This window comes from Streptomyces sp. NPDC005408, from assembly GCF_040606445.1.
Classification (GTDB): Bacteria; Actinomycetota; Actinomycetes; order Streptomycetales; family Streptomycetaceae; genus Streptomyces.
This window is the reverse complement of the sequence record NZ_JBEXEX010000008.1, coordinates 201880-224828: the sequence shown is the minus strand read 5'-3', so window position 1 is coordinate 224828 and position 22949 is coordinate 201880. Positions and strand designations below refer to the sequence as shown.

Below are 22949 nucleotides of genomic sequence, written 5' to 3'. Positions count from 1 at the left end.
GGGGGAGCTTTCCTCGCGCCGGCGGCATGTTGGTGGGCCCGCACCGCTGTTGAGTCCACCGACACGTCCCAGTCGATCCGGCCCGCGGCATCCTCGGCGGCCTGGACTTTCGACAGCAGCATCTCCCACGTTCCATCCGCTGACCAGCGGCGATGACGTTTATAGACCGTTTCCCACGGCCCGAACCGCTCCGGCAGATCCCGCCACTGCACACCAGTCCGTACCCGGTACAGCACCCCGTTGATCACCCGCCGGTGATCACTCCACCGACCCCCACGCGCACCACCACGAGGTAAGAACGACTCCAGCCGATCCCACTCCGCATTCGTCAGATCCCCACGGCCCATACCGCCAGCCTGCCCCAACACCCCACTCACGTCAGGAGATCCGAGAAACAGCGCCTAGGCGCCGGGTGCACTCAGCCAGGCGCTGATGCCGGCAAGGGCGCCGTCCCCGGAGTCGGATTCGACGTCGTTGGCCAGGTCGGCGATGGTGACGGACCGCAGAGCCTTCCTCCACGCCGACTCGGCAGAGGCCATGGCACGGGCGATCGCACACGGCGCAGTGCAGGACTCGGGCGGGGTCGCCATTGGGCCCCGCTGGCGGATCTCCGTGCACACGAACGCCGGGCCGGGCCCGTCGACTGCTTCGACGACCTCAAGCACTGTGATCAACGCGGGAGATCGGGTCAGGACGTAGCCGCCCGACTTTCCCTGCACCGCTTGCACAAGCCCGGCGCGCGAGAGGGCTTGGAGCTGCTTGGCGAGATACGTGGGTGGGACGTCGTGCAGTTGCGCAAGCCGCGCTGCCGGCACCGGCTCCTCCACCGAGGTCAGCACGACGCAGCAGTGCAGAGCCCACTCCACGCCACCAGACATCTTCACCCCTTCACCCTACCCGCGGGCGCTATTGACTCGGACACGCGATGTCCGAGTATTATCTCGGATAGAGAGTATCCGAGTATGAATGCACGTAGAGTGCGATCAAGGCCGCATAAGCCGTGTATCGGGCAATGTCGTCGAAGGAAGGCTAGATCATGAAGTTCGCAGTCATCGGTGGAACTGGACGGATCGGGTCGCAGGTCGTGAAGAACCTGAACACGGCCGGCCATCAGGCCGTACCGCACTCCCCGTCCACGGGCGTGGACGTCATCACTGGCCAGGGTCTGGAGGCGGCCGTAGCGGGCGCAGACGTCGTCATCAATCTGACGAATTCCCCGACCTTCGACGACGCCTCGCTCGCCTTCTTCCAGACCTCGATGGACAACCTTCTTGCCGCGAGTGAGAAGGGGGGAGTCGGGCACTTCGTCATCCTCTCCATCGTCGGAGTGGACCAAGTTCCGGACCTCGATTACTACCGGGCGAAGGCACTCCAGGAGGACATCCTCAAGGCCGGGCCCGTCCCGTACTCCATCGTCCGCGCCACGCAGTTCATGGAGTTCATGGACGCAGCGATGTCCTGGACCACTGACGGTGACACCGTCCGTCTGCCACGCACGCCAATCCAGCCGATCGCTGCCGCAGATGTTGCCCGCTTTGTCGCCGAAGCAGCCGCGGGCACCCCCCTGAACGGCGTCCTCAACATCGCGGGCCCTGACGTCTATCCCCTCGACGAACTCGGCCGGCTCACCCTCACGGCCAAGAGCGACGGGCGGTCTGTCGTCACCGACGACAGCGCCGGCATGTTCGCCGCCGTCGACGGTGACGTCCTCACCGCCCCGAACGACGTCCGCATCGCCCCCACCCACTACACCGACTGGCTCTCCTGAACGGTCCCTCTCACATCCCCGAGGGGAGCCGAGGTCATGACCATTCACGTGGAGTCTCCTCCCGGCGACCCCGGCACCCCTCCTGTTGGAAGTGCACGGTCACAAAGCCCTGACCACTACTCGCAGTCAGTGTTGGAGATGGCCCTCCCTGCCTTAGGGAGGGCCCCATGCCCGCACCACCGACCCGGACACCGGGCAGTCGCATGACCGCCCGGACAAGTCCCTAGCCGATGTTCACCCGGAAGATCTTGTCCGCTCCTGCCGGCTCACCCCCGTTCCCGTCCGCGTTCGTCGTCGAGAGCCACAGCTGGTTCGAGCCGGGCACCTTGGTGACCGAGCGCAGCCGTCCGTAGGTGCCGACGTAGTGCGCCTTCGCCGTGCCGACGTTCTCGTTGTCGGCGTTGATCGGGATCTGCCACAGCCGTTCGCCGCGCAGCGCCGCCATGTAGACCGAGCCGTCGACGATCGCGATGCCGCTGGGCGAGGCTTCAGCAACTCCCCAGGCCTTCTTGGGGTTGGTCATCCCGGCTTCGGAACAGTTGCCCTCGCAGGTCGGCCAGCCGTAGTTCTTGCCCGCCTTGATGAGGTTGAGCTCGTCCTTGGAGCTCTGGCCGAGCTCGGCCTCCCACAGCCGCCCCTGGGCGTCGAAGGCGATGCCCTGCGGATTGCGGTGGCCCAGGCTGAAGACGAGGTTGTTGAACGGGTTGCCCGGCGCCGCCTTGCCGTCCTTCGTCATCCGGAGGATCTTGCCGTTGAGGGAGTTCTTGTCCTGGGCGTTGGAGCCGGTCTGGGCGTCACCGGTGGAGGCGTACAGATAGCCGTCGGGGCCGAAGGCCAGCCGTCCGCCGTTGTGGAACTTGTTCTTCTTGATCCCTTGGACCAGGGCCTTGTAGTCCTTCAGCGTGGACCCGTCGTACGTCATGCGGGCGATGCGGTTACCGTCCGACGAGGTGTGCATGAAGTACACATAGTGGTTCGACGACCAGTCGGGGTCGACGGCGACGCCCATCAGTCCGCCTTCGCCGCCCGTGGTCTGGGAGTTGGGGACGGAGCCGACCTGGGTCTTCGCGCCGGACGGCGTCACCTTGAAGACCTTGAACGAGTTGCGCTCGGTGACCAGTGCGGTGGAGCTGTCGGGCATCCAGTACGTGCCCCAGGGGATCGTCCAGCCGGTGGAGATGGTGGTGATGCCGGTCGGGGCGCCCTTCACTGCGGCGGCCGCCGGTTCGCCGGCGTCCGCCGACTGGACGAGCCCTGCGACGAGCGCTGCCGCGCCCATCACAGCCGCCGTGCCGACCAAGTTCCTGCGTCGCATGTGTTCCTCCGTGGGGGGATGGGGGGTGAGGGGTGTTCTGCCGACGGGGTGTCAGCCGCCGTACTGGGCGACGATCTTGGTGTACGCGTAGGGGGACTGCGAGACACCACTGCACGCGTCCGCGTCGCCGCCCGAACTGCAGCTGCGGTCGCGGTTGACGGACCAGAAGGCGTAGCGCGCGATGTGGTGCTGCTGGGCGTAGGCGAGGATCGTCTTGAAGTCGTTCTGCGTAACGGTCTCTCCGGCCTCGTCGGTCTTGCCGTTCATCGACGAGACGCCGATGTGCTGGTACGCGACGGAGTCGCTGTATGCGTATGCACTCTTGACGGCGCCCTTGAGTCCTTCGAGTGCGCTGACGGAGGCCTGGCCCATGCTGCCGCTGTGGCCGCCGAAGTCGAAGGGCATGATCACCCAGGCGTCGGCGGCCAGTCCCGCCTTGGCGCCGCGCTTGATCAGGTCCTTGCCGGTGGCGTCCGGGCCGCTGGGCGTGGTGCCCATGGTGACGTAGGTGACGATGCCGGGATTCTTCTGCTCGACGATCTTCAGCGCGTCCACGACACGCTGGCGCACGGTCGCATTGCCGAACTCGGTGTTCTCGATGTCGATGTCGAAGGCCTTGAGCTTGTACGCGTCGATCACCTTCTGGTACGCCCCGGCGAGCGCGGTGGCGCTGGAGCACTTCTCGCCGAGCTTCGCGCCGCTCCAGCCGCCGACGGAGACGACGATGTCGCCGCCCGCCGCCCGTATGGACTTGATGGCGTTCTCGTCGGAGCCGCCCTTGAGCGCGCGGCTGCCGTCCCACTTCGGATTGCAGCCGCCGTCGGACAGGATGAAGGCGAGCGTGAACCACTTCACGCCGGTCGCCGCCATGACATCGGTCGGCTTCTGGGGACTTCCCCAGCCGAGATATTCGTACGGTGCCGCGGCCAGCGCGCCCGAGGCTTTGGGAGCCACGGCCTGCGGTGCCTCCGGGACCGCGCCTTCGGCGGGGAACGCCGCCAGCGCCAGTGAGCCCAGCAGTCCGATGACTGCCGCGCCGATCGCGGAGTTACGGAGCCGTGTGGTGGGGGGTCGCACGTCTGTTATCCCCTGTCGAGGTAGTCGATGTTGGGTGCGCCGTTCGCTGTGGTGGCGGTGACGCGTACGGTGTTCGAACCCGCCTTGAGCGGGACGCTGAGGGTGGAATCGGCCCAGGTGGTCCAGGCGCCGGTGCCGTTGAAGGCCCGGCCCGCCGAGACGACGGCGCCGTTGACGGAGACGTCCATGGGCCGGCCGGCCGTGGTGCCGTTGGCGTAGCGGATGCTCAGTGCGGCATCCCGGGCGGTCGCCGATTCGACCGTCCACTCGACATACGCGCCAGCGGCGTTGGGCGTGTTGACGAAGCCCGTGCCGCTGAAGCCGCCGTGGTCGGTGTCGACGGTCGATCCCGTGCTGTACGAGGCGTTCTCGGCCTCGTAGCGCGCGGTGGTGCCCGACTGCGGGGTGGCCCGGATAAGCCGGGTCTCCCCCGGCCTCAGCGTGACGCTGTACGAGCCGCTGACCGTGCCGCCGCTCTGGCCGGACCATAGGTCGGTGACGGCCGCGGCGCCGGAGAAGCCGACCTGGGACCAGTTCACGCTGACGGTCTGGTTGCCGGAGGTGCCGGTGTTGAAGAGAGCGACGATGTAGTCGCCATTGGACTCGCGCTTGCTCCAGACCTGTTTGGGACTGGAGTTGACGATCCGCTTGGCGGCGACGCCGTCCTGGTTGACCGCGATCACCCGGTCGTTCGTCAGCATCGCCTTGTCGGTGGCGTTGAGCGCGGTGAGGTCGGTGCCGAGCAGCAGCGGGGACGCGGCCATCGCCCACAGTGTCATGTGGGAGCGCCGCTGATCGGCGTTGAGGCCGACCTGGTCGCCGTTGCCGATCTCCAGCGAGTCCAGGTCGTTCCAGCCGCCGGGGCCCGCGTACTGCTGCCAGTTCGCGGCGGAGGTGAAGCGGGCGGTCACCTTGTCCCACGTGGTGAGCGGGAAGCCGCTGCCGTTGGGCCCGGGGCCGCAGTAGCACTCGACATCGCCCTGGGTCCGCCAGCTGTTGGCGAGCTGTCGCCAGGTTGGGGCGTCGGCGATGGCGAGGTTGTTGGAGAGTGCGTAGTTGATGGGGCGGCCCGATGCGCGCAGGGCCTTGTCCCAAGCGCGGACGTCGGGGATGTCATGGCTGCCGACGCCGTCGATCTTGAGATAGTCGACTCCCCAGGAAGCGAACTGGCGGGCCCAGGAGTTCACGAATTCCTGGGAGCCGGGCTTGCTGTAGTCGATGTAGTACATGTTCTTGCAGTTGTAGTTCTTCTCCGTCTTGGACGTGTCCGCGATGTCCTTCGCGTGGTACGAGGTCCCTTCGACCGGCGTGTTCTTGGTGACGGCGTTCTTGGCGATGCCGGGGGTGACGTAGAAGCCGAACTTCAGCCCCTTGGAGTGGATGTAGTCGGCGAGCCCCTTGATGCCGGAGGGGAATTTCGCCTCGTCGACTGCCCAGCGGCCGTACTGGTCGACGGTGAAGCCGTTGGCGTCGCACTTCTGGTAGAAGTCGTCGAGGTTGATGTAGACGTAGCCGTGGTCCTTGAGTCCGCTGCTGACCAGGGCGTCCGCCTGCGCCTTGAGCTTGGCCTCGGTGGGCCAGCGGCGTACGAAGCTCCAGCTGGACCAGCCCATCGCGGGCCGGATGGACAGGCCGTTGTCGGAGGCCGCGGCCTCGTGGCGTGGGACGGTGAGCCCCGCTATCGCCAGGGGTATCGCGAGGGCCGCAATGAGCAGCCCTCTGAGCCGGTGTCTCATGGCGCCTCCACATCGAGATGGTCGAGATTGGGTGCGCCGTTCGCTGAGGTGGCGGTGACGCGTACGGAGTTGGCTCCGGCGGTGAGCGGGACGGTCAGGGTCGAATCGGCCCAGGTGGTCCAGGCGCCGGTGCCGTCGAAGGCCCGGTTCGCGGAGAGAACCGTGCCGTTGACGGAGACGTCCAGCGGACGGCCCGCGGCGGTGCCGTTCGCGTACCGGATCGCGATCGATGCGCTGCGTGCGGTCGCCGACTGGACCGTCCACTCCACGTACGCGCCGGCCGCATTGGGCGTGTTGACGAAGCCGGTGCCCGTGAAGCCGGTGTGGTCGGAGTCGACCGTCGCGCCCACTGAGTAGGCGGCGTCCTCGGCCTCGTAGCGGTTCGGCGTCGGCGTGGTGCCGCCGCCCGCCGCATAAGCGGTCCCGATCCACGACTCGTCGATCCGCAGCCGCTTGTAGCGGGTCGAGTCGCTCGATGCAGCATGGGTGTTGACCACTTCGAGGCGGACATGGCGGGTGGTGGTCGAGGGGATGTCGATGACGGCGACCCCTCGGCGGCTGGGCAGGGTGCCGGTCTTGACCGGGGTCCCCCAGTTGGTGCCGTCGCTGCTGACGTACACCCGGTAGTCCCTGATCCGGGCAGACTGTTCGGTGCCGGAGCGTGCGTAACTCACCGAGTCCTCACGCTGGTTGACGCCGAGATACTGCACCCGCTTGGCCGATCCGAGGTCGAAACGGAGCGAGACGGGCGTGGTCTTGTTGCTGTCCCAGTAGGTGCGGTAGTCGCCGTCCGCGGCGGCCGCGGCTCCGTGCCCGCTCGCCGACGCGCTTGCGCTCATCGTGTACGAGGAGGCGGGGATGATCCCTTCGCGCCCGCCGGTGGTCACCTTGAACACGGTGTCGTACGGGTCCCAGGCGCCGAGCCCGGTGAGGCTGAGCGTGCCTCCGTTCTGGCTGTACGAAATGGCCGCGCCGGTACGGAGGTTGGTCACGCCCGTCACCCGGTAGCCGTTGTCGCGCAGCCGCAGGGTGGAGGTGGAGGGCGGGGTCAGCACGTGGATGTAGTGCTTGTCGGGATCCCTGCTGACGGTCGTGACGCCGTGGGCGCCGTCGTTCCAGAACCCGGGCGCGAGCCCGCCGTGCATATAGCCGCCACCCTCGGTGCCGTGCAGCGATTCTGCGATGGCGTCGAGATAACCCTTGGTGAAGTTGTTGAACGCGACCTGGTTGCCCGGGAGTTTGCCGTTGACCATGGCGGTCTCGGCCATCAGCGCCTTCACCGAGGATCCGGCGTTGGTGATGAGCCGGCCGAGGGTGAGCTTGCGGTCGACGGAGGGATCGGAGCCGGTGTACCACCAGGAACCGGTGGAGGGGAGCTTGAAGTCGGCTTCCGTGAGGCGGGGCCCCGCCGTGTAGACCGCCTGGGGGTAGTCGTACGACGGGCTCATCCCGGTCTTCTGCTCATTGCTGATCATGTCCATGATCGGCGTGTCTTCGTTGTTGTTGCTGATCGTGTAGTTCGGGCGCTTCTGGTACACCTGCGCGTAGAGGTTGTGGCTCTCCCAGTACGCGTTGTCGTTGTCGATCCAGAAGCCGCCGAGGTCCGGATAGCGGTCCATGACCTCGAAGAAGTTGTCGTAGCTGAACTCCCCGAAGCCGTCGCGGCCGGTCAGATCGACCGTGCGGCCCTTGTACTTCGAGTACGCAGCCGAGTCGAGCCACTCATGGCCGCCCTCGTTGTGCCACTGGGGGTCGTCGGTCATATAGAGGATGGTCTTGAGGCCCTTGGCCTTGGCGGCCGTGATCAGCTCGCCGAGGAAGTCACGCTTCGTACTGCAGCTTCCGGGGATCTTGGACGGCCAGGGGCGTGCGTAGCCGAGGCGGCTGTGGAAGGTGGCGAGCACGAGGTACTGGGTGTGCAGCTTCTGCGCCTCCTGCACCCAGTAGTCGGGGGTCCAGCCGCCACCGGTGACATCGGACTCCCACTGGCTGCAGCTGTTGTGGGAGGGGGCGGTCCGCTGACCCCAGTGCAGGAAGAGACCGCCGACGGAGGAGCGCAGGAAGTCCTGGCGCGGGTGTTCCAGATCGGCGCGGGCGGGGCCCTGCAGGGTGAGCGCGCCGAGGAGCAGCGCGCCCACCAGCACCAGCCGCGCCAAGAGGCGTCTGGTCATTCGGGGCCATCCAGATAGTCGAGGTTGGGTGCGCCGTTCGCGGTGGTGGCGGTGGCGCGGACGGTGTTGGCCCCGGCCTTGAGGGCGACGGGCAGGGTGACCGTGCGCCAGGTGGTCCAGGCGCCGGTGCCGGCGAAGGGGGACGCGGCGGCGACGGTGACCCCGTTGACGGTGATGTCCAGCGGGCGTGCGGTGGTGCTGCCGTTGGCGTACGCGATGGCGAGGTCGACACTGCCCGCCTCGGTGGCGTTCACTGCCCACTCCACATAAGCGCCAACGGCGTTGGGCGTGTTGACGAAGCCCGAGCCGGAATAGCCGGTGTGGTCTGAGTCGACGGTCGATCCCGTGGAGTACGTGGCGTTCTCGGCCTCGTACCGGGTGGGCGGCGTGGGGCCGCCGCCGTCGCAGTTCTGACTGGAGCCGGTCTGGCTGACGCGCAGCGCACCGCCGCCGGTGTTGGCGCTGTTCGCGACGCAGTAGCCGTTGACCGTCTGGAAGAGAAGGTCCGAGGGGCTGCTGCTGCCGCGCTGGGCGGTGAAGCGGTCGAAGCGGATGCCGGTGCTGTTGTTGGCGATGACGGCGGGCCTGCCGTCATTGGCGGCGAAGCGCACCTCGCTGTCGGTGAAGCGGACGTTGTCGGCGTTGCGGATGTACCAGCCGTAGGCGGGACGAGTGCCGATGGCCTTGGGGTTGTAGTCCTTGGGGTCGTTGCTCGGCGGGTTGGTGGACATGGTGCCGTTGCCGCCGGGCACGGTGATGTCGACGTTGTTGAAGGTGATGTCGTGGATGCGGCCGCCGGTCTCGCCCCAGATGGTCGGCGAGAAGGACGGGGTGGTGCCGTTCGCCTTGATGTTGGTGTACGTGATGTTGCTGATGGAGCCGACGCCGGGGTTGTTCCCGCACCGTTTTCTCGTACCGACCTTCTGCATGATCGGCGAGCGGACGTCGGTCATGGTGATGTCCTTGTAGTGGACGTCGGAGATCTTGGCGCCGTCCATCGAGACCAGACCGAGGCCGGACTTGTCCGAGCCCTTGATGGTGATGCGCTCGAAGGTGTAGTCGGTGAAGTCGCCGCAGGTCTCGGAGCCGAACATCAGGGCGTTGCAGCAGCCGGCGGAGAGATAGGAGTCGGTGACGGTGACATGCCCGTTGTTGAGCTTGGCGCCGAGCGCGTAGTCGCTCTTGAAGGCGAGCGCGTCGTCGTTCGCCTCCAGATGGGCATTGGTGATCTTGACGTTGGTGGTGGAGATGATGTTCCAGCCGTCGCGGTCCATCGCCGTGTCGATGGTGAGGCGGTCGGACACGACGTTGTCGCAGTTGTTGAGGAGGGCCGCGAAGTGGCCGCCCTCGCGCAGGGTGATCCCGCTGAGGGTGAGGTTCTTGCAGCGCGTCAGCGAGATGATCTTGTCGGCCTCGCCCGACTTCGGGTTGCCGGTGATCAGCGCGCCATCACCGTCGATGACGCCTGAGCCCGTGAAGCCGATGTTGCTGAGGTTGTCGCCGTAGATCATGGCGTTGTGGAAGTGGCTGTGGCCGTAGTCCTGGTAGTTGTCCCACTGGTTCGACTCGGGCGGGTCATAGGTGTCCGCCGCGTTGCCGCTGATCGTCGACCCCGCGTCCAGCTGCAGGGTGACATTGCTCTTCATCTTGATCGTGTTCTTGGACTCGTACGTCCCCGAGGGGAAGCGGACGATTCCGCCGCCCGCCGTATTGGCGGCCGTGATGGCCTTGTTGATGGCGGCGGTGTCGTTGGTGGAGCCATTGCCGACCGCGCCGTAGTCACGGACGTTGAACTCGGCGGCAGCGGGTGCGGGTGCCGCCGCCGCGGGGGCAGCAAGCGGGAGTTTTGCGGGCGGCTCGGCCCCGGCCGGCGGCTGGGCGATGCCCAGCGCGACCGCGAAGCCCAGTAAGGCGATGGCGGCGGTTCTCCGTAAGCTCTTCATGGTCGTCCTCCTCAGACGAGCTGGTAGCCGCGCATATTGGTGAGGAGCATGTGGCAGTTCTGCAGCGAGCCCGAACTGTCGCCCAGGGAGCGGTAGATGCCCCACTTGGGGCGCACCCGGTCCGCGAGGAAGGTGTCGACGCCCGACTTCGACTTGTCGATCACGGTGGTGCCGCCGCTCTTGAGGATCCAGCGGACGGAGCCCGACGTACCGTTGCCGATCTTGATCTGGAAGTCGACGTCGGTCCACTTGTTGTGCAGCGGCTCCAGGTTCGTACGGCCGACGAGGACGTCGCCCGCGATGACCTTGAGCTCGATGGTCTGCACGCCGTTGACGCGTCGCAGCGACTGCACGACGATCGGCGACGATCCCGCGCCGGGCTGCTTCATCTGCATGATGTGTGTGAAGCTGGTGGTCGCCTTCAACGTGCTGGGGATGAACATGGAGTACGTGACCCGCCAGGTCTGGCCGGACTTCCACTGGAGGTAGGAGCTGCCGTTGCGGCAGCCGGTGACCTCATGGCGCTGGCGGTCGGTGCTGGTGTCCCGGTCCACCGTGTGCATGTTGAACCGGAAGTTGTCGCCCTCGGCGAAGATGTGCGGGGCACCGGCCGGGTGGGAGTCCGCCCGGTCGTCCTCGATGGTCTCGAAGGCCTTGAGCTTGTCGCTGCTCGCGGAGGGCGACCAGCGCAGCTGCCAGGTGGCGGCGCTCGTCGCGGCCGCGACGGCGGGCAGTCCTGCGGCGACGGCGCCGCCGAGGGCTGCGCCGAGTACGGCTCTGCGGGATGCGGTCATTTTCCTTCACCTCGAAGGGAGTTGGTCGCCCGGAGTTGTTCGTTCATGATGAGAAAGGCGCCGAGACCGTGGAAGTCATTAGTCTTCCGGTCGCGCTTGATGTAGTAGCTGTAGTTCCCGACATTCGTTCCGATGGAGATGTCGGTGAGATTGGTTCGGCCGTCGCCGCCGGTCGAGATCTTTCCCAGCACGCCCTGATAGCCGCGCTGTGCCACCTGTGCGAAGTGCGCGTCGACATATCCCTGCTGCACCGAGCGGGAAAGGGCGAAGGTGAACATGCTGGAGCAGGAGGTCTCGGTCCAATTGTCGCTGTGCGAGCCCTTGTCGACGACCTGGAACCAGCGGCCGGTGGCCGGGTCCTGGTATTTCTCGATGCCCGCGGCGAGCTTCTGCAGCAGGCTCAGCAGCTGCCCACGGCGCGGATGGTCGGCCGGTACGGCATCCAGGACGTTGACGATCGCCATGGAGTACCAGCCGATGGCGCGGCACCAGTGCTCGGGTGCGAGCCCTGTCTGCGGATCGGACCAGCTCGCGTCGCGCGACTCGTCCCAGGCGTGCTTGAGCAGCCCGTTCGCGACCTGCAAGTGGCTGCCGTAGACGGCGAGTTGCTTGCTCGCCTCATTGCTGGTGTACGCGGAGTCGCCGAATTCCTTTCCGTATTCGACGAGGAAGGGGTTCACCATGTAGACGCCGTCGGCCCAGAGCTGGCTGCGCCGGGAATCCGATGTCGAGTGCCAGAATCCGCCTTCGGAGGTACGCGGATAGGTGTTGAGGCGGTCCCGGATCTTCTTGGCGGCTTTCTGGTAGCGCGCCTGGCCCGTCTCGTGGTGGAGGATGTTCAGCAGGCGTCCTGCCTGCATGCTGTCGAGATTGTTGAAGCTCTGCCCGATGTTTCCGCCGCTGTCGACGAAGCGGTCGACATAGCTCTTGATGTAGGCGAGATAGCGGGCGTCCTGGGTGCGCTGATAGACGAGGTACTGGCCGTAGAGATACAGCCCCACGGGATAGGACCAGCCGCCGATGGCGCTCGGTGAGTAGCGGGCCATCGTGGACTCGACCATCCCGACGGACCAGTCCGGGGCGGAGGAGCCTTCGCCGACGGTGAGCGAGTCGAGGTTGGGGCCGCCTGCCGCGGTGGCGGAAGTGAGCCGTACGGTGTTGGCTCCGGCCTTCAGTGCGGCGGTGACGTTCTTGGACTGCCAGCCGGTCCAGCTGCCGGTGGAGCCGAAGGCCAGGTCGTCGGCGACGAGTTGGCCGTTCACGGTGATGTCGAGCGGGCGGTTCGCCGTCGTCCCGTTGGCGAACCTCAGAGCCAGTGTGGTGCTCCCGGCCGCTGCGGAGTCCACGGTGAACTCGACATGGCTCCCGGCCGCGTTGGCGTAGTTGACGAATCCGGATCCGGTGAATCCGGTGTGGTTGCTCTCCACGGCGCCCTCGTGGATGACGGCGTCCTCGGCCTCGTACCGTACGGGCGCGGCCGGGGCTTCGGGCAGGGCTTCAGGCGCGGGCCGGGACAGTGGCCGAGCGGCCGCGGGCACGGCGGACAGGGTGCTGCCGGCGAGAGCGGCCGCGAGCAGCAGAGTCGTTAGTCGCTTCATGGTCCTTCCTTGCGGTAGGCGTACGCGGGTGCGGCCACCGGCTGGGGGATGCGCGGGCGGTCGACGAGATCGCGTACGAGCGCGTGGTCCGGCGAGAGATGGCAGGCCGGGTCCGTGCGGGTGGCGTCGCCGGTCAGGGCGTACGCCTGGCAGCGGCAGCCGCCGAAGTCCTTGGTGCGCAGCTCGCAGCTGCGGCACGGATCCTGCATCCACTCCTCACCGCGGTAGATGTTGAAGGTCTTCGAATCGCGCCAGATCCACTCCAGTGAGTGGTCCTTGACGTTGGGGGCGTCGAGGCCGGGCAGGGACGCGGCCGCCGGGCAGGGGTAGGCCGTGCCGTCGGGTGCCACGGTGAGCGAGACCGCGCCCCAGCCGCCCATGCAGGGCTTGGCGGTGCCGTCGACGTAGTCCGGCACGACCCAGACGAGGTCCATCCGGCCCGCGAGCCGTTCCCGCCACCGCTCGACACCGGCGCGGGCAGCGGCGATCTGCTCGCGGTCGGGCAGAAGAGCGTGCCGGTTGTGCAGGGCCCAGCCGTAGAACTGGGCGTTGGCGAGCTCGATCCGCTCCGCACCCCAGGCCAGGCCGAGTTCGACGAGGTCGTCGAGCGCGTCGAGATTGGCGCGGTGGAGTACGACATTGAGGCCGAGGGGCAGATCTGCCTCGCGTACGAGCCGCGCCGCGCGCTCCTTGGCAGCGAAGGACCGTGCTCCCGCGATGAGTTCGGAGGCGACCGGGTCGGCGTGCTGGACGGAGAGCTGGACACTCCGCAGTCCGGCCGCCGCGAGGGCCGCGAGCCGCTTCTCGTGCAGTCCGACTCCGCTGGTCACCAGTTGGGTGTGGATGCCCGCGCCGTCCGCCGCCGCGACGATCTCGGTGAGATCGCGGCGCAGCAGGGGTTCACCGCCGGACAGATGGCTCTGTACGACGCCCAGGTCAGCGGCCTGACGGAACACATCGGCCCATTGACCAGTGGTCAACTCCTTTGACCGACCGACCAGTTCGACGGGGTTGGAGCAGTAGGCGCAGTGCAGCGGACAACCGTGACTGAGTTCGGCGAGCAGCGCCCACGGCGGGTCTGCGTCGACGCGTATCGGGTCCGTCATTTCAGCCAGCCCTCCTTGCGCAACCGCCCCAGGAACACCGGCACTTCCTCGGCCACGGGCGCACCCGGGTGCTGTTCGGCGAGCTCGGCCACGATCGCGTCCACGTCACGGGCGCCGTCGCAGAGCCGCACGATGGATCCGGCGTTGCCCTGGAGCACGACCACCCGTTCGGGCAGTACGAGCAGGTCGGCGCCGCGCACCCGGTCGTGCCGGAACACCACCGACCGTGAGAGCACCGGTTTCCATATGTCGGTCATGGCCGCTCCCCCGCACCGTCCACGGCATCCAGCAGCGACCAGAGGACATCGCATTTGAAGCGGAGGGCGGCGACGGCAGCCTCCTGTTCCTTCCTGCTCTGCGCCCATGCGAGGACGAGCGCGAGGGCTTCCTCGCTGTCGCGGCTGCCCTGCCCGATGCGGTTGCGGAAGTAGATGAGTCCGTCGGCCTTGATCCACCGGTAGTGGCGTTCGAAGGCGTCGATACGGGTGCGCATGATGGTGGGCGCGGCGAGTTCGGTGAGTGATGCGGCGACGGCTTCGAGCGGGGAGCGCAGCCGGCAGAAGTTGACGTAACCGTCGACCGCGAGCCGTACGCCCGGGAGCACTTCAGCGCCCGACTGAAGCCGCTTGCGGTCGATCCCGGCGGCTTCGCCGAGCCGCAGCCAGCGCTCGATGCCCCCTTCGCCTTCCACCAGTCCGTCGTGGTCCTGGATCCGGCGCAGCCAGGAGCGGCGCAGCGACGAGTCGTCGAACTTGGCGAGGATGAGCGCGTCCTTGACGGGTATGTGGCGCTGGTAGTGGAAGCGGTTGAGTATCCAGCGGCGCAACTCGTCCGGTCGCAGGGCGCCTTCGTGCATGCGTACGTTGAAGGGGTGGCGGTCGTGGTAGCGCTCGGCGGGTACGGCGCGCAGCCGCGCCGTGAACTCCTCGGGGCTCCACAGCTCACCGGCGCCCGTTGCGGGCAGAACGACTGTGCTCACAGCTCGATCACCATTCGGTCGGCGGCGACCTCGAGTCCCCATTCCCCGAGCAGCGCGTGCTGCGGGGCGTCCGGGTCTGCGAGGGGGTTGGTGTTGTTGAGGTGCGTGTAGAGGCAGCGGGCGCGCAGCCCGCTGAGGCGTCGCGCGGTGCCGTTGGGCCCCGCGATCGGCAGATGACCCATTCCGGTCGCGGTTTTGGTGGAGATTCCGGTGCGTACCGGCTCTTCGTCGTCCCAGAAGGTGCCGTCGACGATGACCAGGTCGGCTTCCTCGACCGCCTGCTGGAAGTCGTCGCTCCAGCGGGCGAGGGCGGGGGCGTAGAGCAGGCTGCGGCCGGTCGTGGTCTCGCGCAGCCGCAGGGCGACCACCCAGGTGCGCTCGTCCTCCCCGGTGCCGACGGCATAGCGCGGCCGTTTGGCCGAGACGGGTACGACACCTATTTCAACGGTGCCACTCTTGGTCAGCGGTTCCGCCTCGCGGCCCAACTCCCGCCATTCGATACGGGTGTACGGGGCGAGCACTTCACCGAGCCGTAGTCGTCCGAGCAGTGCGCCCCGTACCGGACGGGTGGCGAGGATGTCGAATCCGTCGGCCTCGCGCAGCCGGGCGATTCCGAGGGTGTGGTCGAGTTCGGCGTCGGTGAGGATCACTCCGGCCACGGGCGATTCGCGCGGCTCCGGCCCCGGCCGCAGTGCGTGGCTGTCCTCGATCTGGTCGCCGATGTCGGGGGTGGCGTTGACGAGAAACCAGCGGCCCTCGTCCGCGCACAGGGCGAGTGAGGCGTGCCGGCGGCGCCGGTGCGGGTGTGCGCGTGCCCCGGCGCAGCCGGGACACGCGCAGTTCCACTGGGGCAGTCCGCCGCCCGCCGCGGTGCCGAGCACCTGCAGCAGCATGGCGGCGGGGTCTACCGGTCGGTGAGGGCGTAGGCGGTGACCTCGAGTGCGGTCTCGACGACCATGTACTCGGGGGTCTGCCAGTTGACCGTTTCCTCCGATGTTTCCTTGCTGTCCTGCATGAGCCGTACCTGCCTTCCTGAGATGTGGGGGTCAGGAGTGATTCAGGAGCGATTACCCGGTGACACATGGTGGAGCAGGACTGAACATCCGTTCACATGAGTGTCCGGCGTTCAGTTATGTGCCATAGAGTTGCGTCTTGATGAGACGCGGTCAATGGTCCGGACCGATAAGGTCGGAGCTGTATCAGGCCAACTTCAGGGTCGGGAATGCGTCCACCGGGGTGATCGTTGACCATAGGAGTCCCAACCGACGACGTAAGGATCGACCGCTCGTGAGCAAGGTCCCCTCCCTCACCCTGAACAATGGCGTCGAGATGCCGCAGCTGGGCTTCGGTGTCTGGCAGGTGCCGGACGACGAGGCGGCTGAGGCGGTCGGCACGGCTCTCGAAGTCGGCTACCGCAGCATCGACACCGCGGCCATCTACGAGAACGAAGAGGGCACGGGCCGTGCCCTCGCCGCCTCCGGGATCGCCCGCGAGGACCTCTTCATCACCACGAAGCTGTGGAACAGCGCGTCCGAGACCTGGACCCGTGACAGCGTTCTGCAAGAGTTCGACGCCTCGCTGAAAAAGCTCGGCCTCGACTACCTCGACCTTTACCTGATCCACTGGCCGCGTGCCGTGCGCGACGACTACAGCACGATCTGGAAGACGTTCACCGAGATCGAGCAGAGCGGCCGCGCGAAGGCCGTCGGCGTCTCCAACTTCAAGGCGCCGCAGCTCACTCGCATCATCGAGGAGTCCGGCGTCGTCCCGGCCGTCAACCAGATCGAGCTGCACCCCCAGCTCCAGCAGTCGGAGCTGCGCGCCTTCCACGCCGAGCACGGGATCAGGACCGAGGCGTGGTCCCCGCTGGGCCAGGGCAAGGGCCTCCTGGAGGTCCCGACGGTCGTCGCGATTGCACAGAAGCACGGCAGGACGCCGGCCCAGGTCGTGCTGCGCTGGCACCTGCAGACCGGGAATGTGGTCATTCCCAAGTCGGTGACTCCGTCACGTATCGCCGAGAACTTCGATGTGTTCGGCTTCGAGCTGGACGACGAGGACATGCAGGCGATCGCGGCCCTGGACGAGGGCAAGCGGCTGGGGCCCGACCCGGACGGCTTCGACTGGAACTGACGTCCAGGATTGACGCGTCCCGGATCGACGCAAAGGGCCTGCTCCCTGCTGCTGAACAGCGGCCGGGAACAGGCCCTTTGGCATGCTTCAGGGTTACGTGGCGAGTTACGCGCGGCCGTGCAGCGCGGCCCACTCGCGGTCCAGGAGGGACATGCGCACGGCATCGACCCACTCCCCTTCCTGCAGCAGCGTTTCGCGCTCGATGCCCTCGGCGACGAAGCCGACCTTCTCGTAGACGCGCTGGGCCCGGGGGTTGAAGGTGAAGACGTAGAGCGAGATGCGGTGCAGCCGCAGCTGCTCGAAGCCGTGTCCGACCATCAACCGCGTCGCCTCGGTACCGAGGCCGCGGCCACGTCCCTGCGGGCCGAGCAGGGTGCGGAAGGTGCAGCTGCGATTGTGCTCGTCCCACTCGTAGAGGACGGCTTCACCCACGAGCTCGCCGCTGTCCTTGTCGATGACGGCCAGGTCCAGCCGGTCGGCCTGATGCGCACGTGCTGCGTACACCGTGCGTAGCTGCTGCTCATCGAAGACGGCATGTATCGCCCCGGTGTACTTGCGGACTTCCGGGTCCTCGATGATCGCGGCCATGGGCTCCGCGTCCTCCGCGGAGAAGGGGCGCAGAACCACCTTCTCGCCGGTCAGGACAGGCTTGTTCGAGAAGTCGGTCGTCGGCTTCGTAGGCGCTGGCGTCATCGGCCGGATTCTCTTCCAGCAGGGCAAGGAGAGCGGGGCCCAGGCCCAGCAGTGGCAGATCGACCCTGTTCCCAACGGAAGCGGGCTCTACCACTTTGTGAACGCCGCCAGCGGAAAGCGGCTGGACGTCGCCAACGCCTCCACCGAGAACGGCGCCAACATCCAGCAGTGGAGGGCCAACAACTTCGGCGCCCAGGAGTGGATCATCGAGCAGCACCTGGACGCGCCGGGCACCGTCACGATCGTCAGCTTCATCAGCGGTCTGCTGCTGGAGGTCGAGAGCGGCAGCACGGACGACGGAGCGAATGTCCGTCAATGGGAGGACACCGACTCCCCCGGCCAGTGGTGGCGGCTGGAGCCCTGTTCCTGAATCAGTCCCGGCGTGCGGTGTGCACCGTGCGCGCGGTGAGCAGGTACGTGTCCGGGCGGTGGAGCAGGCCCTGCGGGTCCTCGGGGTCCAGCAGCCGGTCGAGCACGGCGACATCGTCCGCCGCCAGCCGCCCGTCCAGCATCTTGCGCTGCCAGCCGAACTCGGCCACCCCGTGTTCGCGTACGGCCTCGGGGACCGGCGCGGGGATGTCCAGCAGGAAGGAACGCGTCCCGCTCGGCGTGAGTCCCGCGGCGGCGAGCAGCGCCCGCCAGTCCTCGACCTCGTCCTTCGCCCCGGGCAGCTCGGCCCGCATCTCGATGAACCACTCGCCCGCGGCCGCCTCCAGCCTGCTCTCCAGACCCGGCCGGCCGATGCCGATGTCGCGCGGCAGATGACGCGCGGGCAGCCCGCCCTCCGCCAGCGCGATCAGCCCGCCGGGGCGCAACAGCCGGGCGAAGCCGCCGAGCGCGGCGCGCTGGTCGCCGATGTGGTGCAGCGAATTGCCCGCCCAGATCAGATCGGCCTCGCCCAACTTGTCGATGCCGTCGGGGAGTTCGGCATGGTGCGTACGGACGCGGTCACCGAGCCCGGCACGGTCGGCGCGGTCCCGGGCCCGGGCGAGAAGCGGCTCGGTGGCGTCAACGGCCACCACTTCCGCGCCCGGGAACGCCTTGGCGAGGAGCAGGGTCAGCGCTCCCGGTCCGCTGCCGATGTCCAGGATCCGCCGGACCCCGGCCGCCGGCAGCAATTCACCGAGCCAGGCCGCGGCCTGCTCGTACAGGGGGCCTTGGAACTGCGCGTTGCGCTCGAGCAGCGCGCCCATCTCGTCCCAGTCGATGTGCGTCGTGTCATGGTGATGGCTCATGGGCACAGCGTCGCTCCGATGTGCCGTCATGGCGAGTCTTGTTGCCGTTCCGGCAAACCGGCACCGGTGCGGTGTTCCTGCGGGCTGATGCCGCGTACGCGTTTGAAGGCGGCGCTCAGCGCGAACGAGCCGCTGTAGCCGACCTTTCTGGCCACCGCCTCGACCGTCGCGTCCGTGTCGCGCAGCAGATCCGCGGCGAGCGCGAGCCGCCAGCCCGTGAGATACGCCATCGGGGGCTCCCCCACCAGATCGTTGAAGCGGCGCGCGAGCCCGGCCCTGGAGACCCCGCACTTGGCGGCCAGCGAAGCGACCGTCCATGGGTGCGCGGGATCGTCCTGCAGCAGCCGCAGCGCCCGGCCCACCACCGGGTCGCCCATGGCCAGATACCAGGCGGGCGCCTCGGCGTCCGGGCGTGAGAACCAGGCCCGCACCACGGCGATCAGCACCAGGTCCAGGATCCGGTCGAGCACCACGCTCTGGCCCGGCTCGTCCCGGGAGATCTCGTCGTCGAGCACCGGCATCAGCGGGCAGTCCCAGATGTCGGCGGGCAGATGGAGCAGCTCGGGCAGCGCGTCGAGCAGCCGCGCACTGACCTCGCCCTTCATCTGGTACGTCCCGACCAGCATGGTGGCCGAGCCTTCGGGGTCGTTGCCCCAGCTGCGTACGCCCAAGTGCATGGACTGCGCGAGCGGTTCGCCCTGGAGGGTGTGACAGGTGCCGCCGGGACCGATCAGGGCCGTCGGTTCGCGGGTGGCCTCGTCGGCCGTGGTGTACAGACCCGGGCCGCGGGCGATCGCGACGTCGCCGGGACACAGCAGCACCGGGTCACCGTCGTCGGGCACGATCCAGGCCTCGCCCGCGGTCATGCACAGCAGGGAGAGCGGGGCGCGGTCCTCGATACGGATGGACCACGGCGGCTCCATCACCATCCGCAGCAGAAAGGCTCCCCTGGCGCGCGGTCCGTCCAGAAGTCCGGCGAGAGCGTCCATGGCCTTCAGCGTAGACGTACGGACGTACGGACGTAGACGTACGCATATGGCGTTGAGTCTTTGGAGCATGGAGAGTCCAGACCGGTCCCGCGAACCTTGAGTCATGACACAGAACCTGAAGCAGGAAACGGTGTTGGTGACAGCGGCCACGGGCAAGACCGGCCGACGGGTCGCGGAGCGGCTCGCGGCGCACGGCGTGACGGTGCGGGCCGGATCGCGCAAGGGATCGGTCGTCTTCGACTGGGAGGACGAGTCGACCTGGGGTCCGGCGCTGCGGGGCGCGGACGCGGCGTACGTCGCCTACTACCCGGACCTCGCGGCTCCGGGCGCGCCCGAGTCGATGCGGTCCTTCGGGCGGGTGGCGGCCGAGAGCGGAGTGGGGCGTCTGGTGCTGCTCTCCGGCCGCGGAGAGCCGGAAGCGGTGGTGGCCGAGGGCGCGCTGCGGGAATCGGGCCTGGACCTGACGGTCGTACGGGCCAGCTTCTTCGCCCAGAACTTCAGCGAGGGCGCCATGTACGAAGGGGTGCTCACCGGGGAAATCCCCTTCCCCGCGGGCGAGACCGCCGAACCCTTCATCGACGCGGACGACCTGGCGGACGTGGTGGTCGCGGCGCTTACGGAAGACGGTCATGTGGGACTGGTCCACGAGCTGACGGGTCCGCGGCTGCTCACCTTCGGCGACGTGGCGGCGGAGATCGGCCGGGCTTCGGGCCGCGAGGTGCGGTATGTCCCCCTGTCGGGCGAGGAGTACGCGGAGATGCTCCAGCAGTACGGCTTCCCGGGACCGGACTCGGAGTGGCTGTCGGCGCTGTTCACGATGCTGCTCGACGGTCACAACGCCGCGCTGACGAACGGGGTGCGGGATGTGCTCGGACGCGCGCCGAGGGACTTCGCGGACTTCGCACAGGACGCGGCGGGTACGGGCGCGTGGCGCGACTGACCGGCGCCGGGGTCGTGCCGACGGGGCCGCGTTTCAGGCGTACCGCTCGGCCAGCGCGCGGGCGGTCGCGGCGATCCGGGCGCGGAGTTCGGGCGGGCCCAGGACCTCGATCTCCGCGCCCATGGCCAGGAATTCCCCATGGGCGTGGTCGACGGACTCGATCGGGAGCAGCGCCCGCGTCCAGCCGTCCGGCTCGTCCGTGCCGGTGTCGGCCAGGGCCCGGGCGGCCGCTCCCGTCAGCCGGGCCGCAGCGGCGGGCGAGAGGCGGACGAGCGCATCGCCGCCGTACAGCCTGGCGTGGAAGTCGGCCTGGTAGCGCTGCCAGTACGCGGCCAGATCGAAGTCCGTTGGCGGCTCGAACTCCCCCTCACCCACGGCGAGTTCAAGGATCTGGTCGACGCGGTACGTACGCGGGCCGGGCGCGGCGACGACATACCAGCGGCCCGCCTTCAGCACCAGGCCGTACGGCTCGAGGCGGCGGTCCACATCGGTGGGCTCCTTCCAGCGGCGGTAGCGGATGTCGAGCACCCGGCTGTGCCACACCGCGTCCGCGACCGCCGTCAGATACGGCACCTCGTCGTCGGACGCGTACCAGCCGGGCGCGTCCAGATGGAAGCGGGACCGCATCCGGTCGGCCTGGGAGCGCAGCTCGGCCGGGAGCGCCGCGCGCAGCTTGAGCTGGGCCGCGGCCAGCGCCGAGCCGAGCCCGAGTTCGGCGGCCGGTCCCGGGATCCCGGAGAGGAACAGCGCCTCGGCCTCCCCGGCGGACAGGCCGGTCAGCCGGGTGCGGTAGCCCGCGAGCAGCTGGTAGCCGCCGGCGTGGCCCGCGTCCCCGTACAGCGGCACACCGGCTGTGTGCAGCGCATCGACGTCGCGGTAGACGGTGCGCACGGAGACCTCCAGCTCCTGCGCGAGCTGGGCGGCGGTCATCCTCCCCCGGGTCTGGAGCAGAAGGAGGATCGAGACGAGACGGCTGGACTTCACTGACACAGGATGTCAGTGAAGCGGGCTTAGCGTCCTGCCATGACCTTCACCGAGAAGCTGCTGTGGGCGCTGCCACCGATCGAGGCGGGCGGCCGCCGCATCAAGCGGTACCACGTCACGGGGGACCCGGGAGGGATCGAGCCCGCGGTCGAGAAGGCCGCGTACGCGATGCTCCCCGAGCTCCTGCCGGAGCCGGACGGCACACCGCCGGCCGCGTTCGTCGTCCTCCACAGGGGAGGGGACGACGGCGCGTACCTCAACGCGTACAGCTGGGTGTGGGACAACGTCCTGCACTTCGGCGGGGCGGCCGCGGGACAGCCGGTGCTGGACTGCCCGGACCGCGACCCGGCCCATTTCGTACGGATCGACAGGGCCGACCGGCCGTGGATCGGCTGCGTATGGGAACTGCCGCCGATCCTGCACGAACGCGACGCGTGGGTGCGGCACATGCTCGTGCCCGACCGCCCGGATCTCGACGCCTATCTCGCCGACTCGCTGCCCGACGGCACGACAGGAGACCGCTCATGAGCAAGACCGACTTCGACTTCCACCAGGGCGAGTGGGTGGTGGCCAACCGCCGCCTCAAGGACTTCCTGGACGAGACGAGCGGGTGGGAGGAGTTCACGGCCGTGAGCCGTGCGTCGCGCCACTTCGACGGCGGGGCGAACTTCGACGAGATCGAGTTCCCGACGATGGGCTTCAAGGGGCTGACCCTGAGGCTGTACGACGTCGAACGGGACGAGTGGTCGCTGAACTGGTCGAACGACCGCAGGGGCGTGCTGGACCCGCCGGTGGTGGGCGGGTTCGGGCCGGACGGACGCGGGGTGTTCTACGGCGACGACACATACCAGGGCAAGGATGTGCGGGTCCGCTTCCTCTGGTCGGACATCACCAGCGCGACGGCGAAGTGGGAGCAGGCGTTCTCGGTCGACGGCGAGAAGACGTGGCTGACGAACTGGGTGATGGAATTGGCCCGCCGCGGGTAGCCGCCTCAGCGAGGCGGGGCTGGGGGCCGGGCGGGGCCGCCGGTCCGGGCCACCCGGGGAGCGGGGCCGGGCGGTGCCGCCCCCCGGGTGGGGCCTGGCCGGGGCCGCCCGGCCCGGGCCCGTCAGCTCGCGCCGTGGCCCGCGGCGATCTGTTCCACCCGCTGGGCGAGCTCGAAGTCCTTCTCCGTGACCGCGCCGCCCGCGTCATGACTGTTCACCGACAGGGCAACGGTGTTGTAGCCGAGCGTGAGGTCCGAGTGGTGGTTCAGCTCGTCCTGGATCTGTGCGATGTGCACAACCATCGCGGTGGCCGCGAAATGCGCGGAGAGGCGGTACGAGCGGGCGATGCGGTCGCCCTCCTGGGACCAGCCGGGGAGCTCCCGCAACCGGTCCTCGATCTCCTTCTGCGACAGCGGCTCTGTGGGCATGACCAGGATCCCTTCGGAAAACGGCTCGGCATGGGCTCTGGAAGCGGCGGCGACTTCGGCCACCATAAATGGGATGC

General features: G+C 68.2%; 25 protein-coding genes. 6 read left to right on the top strand and 19 right to left on the bottom strand.

Annotated features, from left to right (window positions below; genetic code table 11):
• Together ABZS64_RS11545 and ABZS64_RS11540 are read right to left on the bottom strand one after the other, a co-directional pair.
• A partial coding sequence (locus ABZS64_RS11545) for an IS5 family transposase (protein WP_355826579.1) occupies positions 1-347 on the bottom strand: 347 nt, incomplete at its 3' end.
• A 54-nt stretch (positions 348-401) separates the two neighbouring features.
• Positions 402-878 (bottom strand): Rrf2 family transcriptional regulator, encoded by a 477-nt coding sequence (locus ABZS64_RS11540; RefSeq protein ID WP_355826611.1) that lies wholly within the window; start codon positions 876-878, stop codon positions 402-404.
• A 158-nt stretch (positions 879-1036) separates the two neighbouring features.
• Here ABZS64_RS11540 and ABZS64_RS11535 point away from each other — a divergent pair, with 158 nt between their 5' ends.
• Positions 1037-1768, top strand: a complete 732-nt coding sequence (locus tag ABZS64_RS11535; protein ID WP_355826576.1) for an NAD(P)H-binding protein — start codon at positions 1037-1039, stop codon at positions 1766-1768.
• A gap of 223 nt (positions 1769-1991) precedes the next feature.
• Here ABZS64_RS11535 and ABZS64_RS11530 read toward each other — a convergent pair whose 3' ends face one another.
• From ABZS64_RS11530 to pqqA, 12 genes are read right to left on the bottom strand one after another with little or no spacing between them, the layout of a single operon-like run.
• A complete protein-coding gene (locus ABZS64_RS11530; RefSeq protein WP_355826573.1) occupies positions 1992-3083 on the bottom strand; it encodes a PQQ-dependent sugar dehydrogenase in 1092 nt (363 codons plus the stop codon).
• A 51-nt stretch (positions 3084-3134) separates the two neighbouring features.
• The gene (locus tag ABZS64_RS11525) at positions 3135-4160 is read right to left on the bottom strand and encodes a chitinase (protein ID WP_355826570.1); all 1026 of its coding nucleotides are present in this window, start codon (positions 4158-4160) and stop codon (positions 3135-3137) included.
• A gap of 5 nt (positions 4161-4165) precedes the next feature.
• Positions 4166-5896 (bottom strand): CBM35 domain-containing protein, encoded by a 1731-nt coding sequence (locus ABZS64_RS11520; RefSeq protein WP_355826568.1) that lies wholly within the window; start codon positions 5894-5896, stop codon positions 4166-4168.
• The gene (locus tag ABZS64_RS11515) at positions 5893-8067 is read right to left on the bottom strand and encodes a discoidin domain-containing protein (RefSeq protein ID WP_355826565.1); all 2175 of its coding nucleotides are present in this window, start codon (positions 8065-8067) and stop codon (positions 5893-5895) included. The genes ABZS64_RS11520 and ABZS64_RS11515 overlap by 4 nt, the downstream gene beginning before the upstream one ends.
• Positions 8064-10010: a glycosyl hydrolase family 28 protein gene (locus ABZS64_RS11510; RefSeq protein WP_355826562.1), complete on the bottom strand. Its 1947-nt coding sequence runs from the start codon at positions 10008-10010 to the stop codon at positions 8064-8066. The genes ABZS64_RS11515 and ABZS64_RS11510 overlap by 4 nt, the downstream gene beginning before the upstream one ends.
• An 11-nt stretch (positions 10011-10021) precedes the next feature.
• The gene (locus ABZS64_RS11505) at positions 10022-10804 is read right to left on the bottom strand and encodes a Tat pathway signal sequence domain protein (RefSeq protein ID WP_355826560.1); all 783 of its coding nucleotides are present in this window, start codon (positions 10802-10804) and stop codon (positions 10022-10024) included.
• Complete coding sequence (locus tag ABZS64_RS11500) at positions 10801-12402, bottom strand: glycoside hydrolase family 88 protein (RefSeq protein ID WP_355826558.1); 1602 nt, start codon at positions 12400-12402, stop codon at positions 10801-10803. The genes ABZS64_RS11505 and ABZS64_RS11500 overlap by 4 nt, the downstream gene beginning before the upstream one ends.
• The gene (gene pqqE / locus ABZS64_RS11495) at positions 12399-13508 is read right to left on the bottom strand and encodes a pyrroloquinoline quinone biosynthesis protein PqqE (RefSeq protein ID WP_355826556.1); all 1110 of its coding nucleotides are present in this window, start codon (positions 13506-13508) and stop codon (positions 12399-12401) included. The genes ABZS64_RS11500 and pqqE overlap by 4 nt, the downstream gene beginning before the upstream one ends.
• Positions 13505-13765, bottom strand: a complete 261-nt coding sequence (pqqD, locus tag ABZS64_RS11490; protein ID WP_355826554.1) for a pyrroloquinoline quinone biosynthesis peptide chaperone PqqD — start codon at positions 13763-13765, stop codon at positions 13505-13507. The genes pqqE and pqqD overlap by 4 nt, the downstream gene beginning before the upstream one ends.
• Positions 13762-14487, bottom strand: coding sequence for a pyrroloquinoline-quinone synthase PqqC (pqqC, locus tag ABZS64_RS11485; protein WP_355826552.1), 726 nt, complete (start codon positions 14485-14487; stop codon positions 13762-13764). The genes pqqD and pqqC overlap by 4 nt, the downstream gene beginning before the upstream one ends.
• Positions 14484-15380 (bottom strand): pyrroloquinoline quinone biosynthesis protein PqqB, encoded by an 897-nt coding sequence (gene pqqB, locus ABZS64_RS11480; protein WP_355826550.1) that lies wholly within the window; start codon positions 15378-15380, stop codon positions 14484-14486. The genes pqqC and pqqB overlap by 4 nt, the downstream gene beginning before the upstream one ends.
• An 11-nt stretch (positions 15381-15391) precedes the next feature.
• On the bottom strand, positions 15392-15502 hold the full coding sequence (gene pqqA / locus ABZS64_RS11475; RefSeq protein ID WP_355826548.1) for a pyrroloquinoline quinone precursor peptide PqqA: 111 nt from the start codon (positions 15500-15502) through the stop codon (positions 15392-15394).
• 272 nt (positions 15503-15774) lie between these two features.
• Between pqqA and ABZS64_RS11470 the strand changes: the two genes are divergently transcribed.
• Complete coding sequence (locus ABZS64_RS11470; RefSeq protein ID WP_355826544.1) at positions 15775-16617, top strand: aldo/keto reductase; 843 nt, start codon at positions 15775-15777, stop codon at positions 16615-16617.
• A gap of 105 nt (positions 16618-16722) precedes the next feature.
• On the opposite strand, the gene ABZS64_RS11465 is transcribed toward ABZS64_RS11470, so the two are convergent.
• Complete coding sequence (locus ABZS64_RS11465) at positions 16723-17205, bottom strand: GNAT family protein (protein ID WP_355826541.1); 483 nt, start codon at positions 17203-17205, stop codon at positions 16723-16725.
• On the opposite strand from ABZS64_RS11465, the gene ABZS64_RS11460 reads away from it, so the two are divergent.
• Positions 17204-17680, top strand: coding sequence for an RICIN domain-containing protein (locus ABZS64_RS11460; RefSeq protein ID WP_355826538.1), 477 nt, complete (start codon positions 17204-17206; stop codon positions 17678-17680). The two genes, ABZS64_RS11465 and ABZS64_RS11460, sit on opposite strands and share 2 nt — an antisense overlap.
• Position 17681: 1 nt before the next feature.
• Here the strand turns inward: ABZS64_RS11460 and ABZS64_RS11455 are convergent, their stop codons facing one another.
• Positions 17682-18545, bottom strand: coding sequence for a class I SAM-dependent methyltransferase (locus ABZS64_RS11455; RefSeq protein WP_355826535.1), 864 nt, complete (start codon positions 18543-18545; stop codon positions 17682-17684).
• 26 nt (positions 18546-18571) lie between these two features.
• Positions 18572-19534, bottom strand: coding sequence for an AraC family transcriptional regulator (locus tag ABZS64_RS11450; protein WP_355826532.1), 963 nt, complete (start codon positions 19532-19534; stop codon positions 18572-18574).
• Positions 19535-19637: 103 nt separating this feature from the next.
• On the opposite strand from ABZS64_RS11450, the gene ABZS64_RS11445 reads away from it, so the two are divergent.
• Positions 19638-20474, top strand: coding sequence for an NAD(P)H-binding protein (locus ABZS64_RS11445; RefSeq protein ID WP_355826529.1), 837 nt, complete (start codon positions 19638-19640; stop codon positions 20472-20474).
• Positions 20475-20507: 33 nt separating this feature from the next.
• Here the strand turns inward: ABZS64_RS11445 and ABZS64_RS11440 are convergent, their stop codons facing one another.
• Positions 20508-21458 (bottom strand): YafY family protein, encoded by a 951-nt coding sequence (locus tag ABZS64_RS11440; RefSeq protein WP_355826527.1) that lies wholly within the window; start codon positions 21456-21458, stop codon positions 20508-20510.
• 39 nt (positions 21459-21497) lie between these two features.
• Here ABZS64_RS11440 and ABZS64_RS11435 point away from each other — a divergent pair, with 39 nt between their 5' ends.
• Both ABZS64_RS11435 and ABZS64_RS11430 read left to right on the top strand, forming a co-directional pair.
• Positions 21498-21986, top strand: a complete 489-nt coding sequence (locus ABZS64_RS11435; protein ID WP_355826524.1) for a hypothetical protein — start codon at positions 21498-21500, stop codon at positions 21984-21986.
• Positions 21983-22444 (top strand): hypothetical protein, encoded by a 462-nt coding sequence (locus tag ABZS64_RS11430; protein WP_355826521.1) that lies wholly within the window; start codon positions 21983-21985, stop codon positions 22442-22444. Before ABZS64_RS11435 ends, ABZS64_RS11430 begins: the two co-directional genes overlap by 4 nt.
• A gap of 122 nt (positions 22445-22566) precedes the next feature.
• Here the strand turns inward: ABZS64_RS11430 and ABZS64_RS11425 are convergent, their stop codons facing one another.
• On the bottom strand, positions 22567-22872 hold the full coding sequence (locus ABZS64_RS11425; RefSeq protein WP_355826520.1) for a 4a-hydroxytetrahydrobiopterin dehydratase: 306 nt from the start codon (positions 22870-22872) through the stop codon (positions 22567-22569).
• Positions 22873-22949: the final 77 nt, after the last annotated feature.

Coding starts and splice junctions, on each gene's coding strand:
- ABZS64_RS11540 (WP_355826611.1), bottom strand. CDS start 878: ATGTCTGGTGGCGTGGAGTGGGCTCTGCACTGCTGCGTCGTGCTGACC.
- ABZS64_RS11535 (WP_355826576.1), top strand. CDS start 1,037: ATGAAGTTCGCAGTCATCGGTGGAACTGGACGGATCGGGTCGCAGGTC.
- ABZS64_RS11530 (WP_355826573.1), bottom strand. CDS start 3,083: ATGCGACGCAGGAACTTGGTCGGCACGGCGGCTGTGATGGGCGCGGCA.
- ABZS64_RS11520 (WP_355826568.1), bottom strand. CDS start 5,896: ATGAGACACCGGCTCAGAGGGCTGCTCATTGCGGCCCTCGCGATACCC.
- ABZS64_RS11515 (WP_355826565.1), bottom strand. CDS start 8,067: ATGACCAGACGCCTCTTGGCGCGGCTGGTGCTGGTGGGCGCGCTGCTC.
- ABZS64_RS11510 (WP_355826562.1), bottom strand. CDS start 10,010: ATGAAGAGCTTACGGAGAACCGCCGCCATCGCCTTACTGGGCTTCGCG.
- ABZS64_RS11505 (WP_355826560.1), bottom strand. CDS start 10,804: ATGACCGCATCCCGCAGAGCCGTACTCGGCGCAGCCCTCGGCGGCGCC.
- ABZS64_RS11500 (WP_355826558.1), bottom strand. CDS start 12,402: ATGAAGCGACTAACGACTCTGCTGCTCGCGGCCGCTCTCGCCGGCAGC.
- pqqE (WP_355826556.1), bottom strand. CDS start 13,508: ATGACGGACCCGATACGCGTCGACGCAGACCCGCCGTGGGCGCTGCTC.
- pqqD (WP_355826554.1), bottom strand. CDS start 13,765: ATGACCGACATATGGAAACCGGTGCTCTCACGGTCGGTGGTGTTCCGG.
- pqqB (WP_355826550.1), bottom strand. CDS start 15,380: ATGCTGCTGCAGGTGCTCGGCACCGCGGCGGGCGGCGGACTGCCCCAG.
- pqqA (WP_355826548.1), bottom strand. CDS start 15,502: ATGCAGGACAGCAAGGAAACATCGGAGGAAACGGTCAACTGGCAGACC.
- ABZS64_RS11460 (WP_355826538.1), top strand. CDS start 17,204: ATGGGCTCCGCGTCCTCCGCGGAGAAGGGGCGCAGAACCACCTTCTCG.
- ABZS64_RS11465 (WP_355826541.1), bottom strand. CDS start 17,205: ATGGCCGCGATCATCGAGGACCCGGAAGTCCGCAAGTACACCGGGGCG.
- ABZS64_RS11455 (WP_355826535.1), bottom strand. CDS start 18,545: ATGAGCCATCACCATGACACGACGCACATCGACTGGGACGAGATGGGC.
- ABZS64_RS11450 (WP_355826532.1), bottom strand. CDS start 19,534: ATGGACGCTCTCGCCGGACTTCTGGACGGACCGCGCGCCAGGGGAGCC.
- ABZS64_RS11445 (WP_355826529.1), top strand. CDS start 19,638: ATGACACAGAACCTGAAGCAGGAAACGGTGTTGGTGACAGCGGCCACG.
- ABZS64_RS11435 (WP_355826524.1), top strand. CDS start 21,498: ATGACCTTCACCGAGAAGCTGCTGTGGGCGCTGCCACCGATCGAGGCG.
- ABZS64_RS11430 (WP_355826521.1), top strand. CDS start 21,983: ATGAGCAAGACCGACTTCGACTTCCACCAGGGCGAGTGGGTGGTGGCC.
- ABZS64_RS11425 (WP_355826520.1), bottom strand. CDS start 22,872: ATGCCCACAGAGCCGCTGTCGCAGAAGGAGATCGAGGACCGGTTGCGG.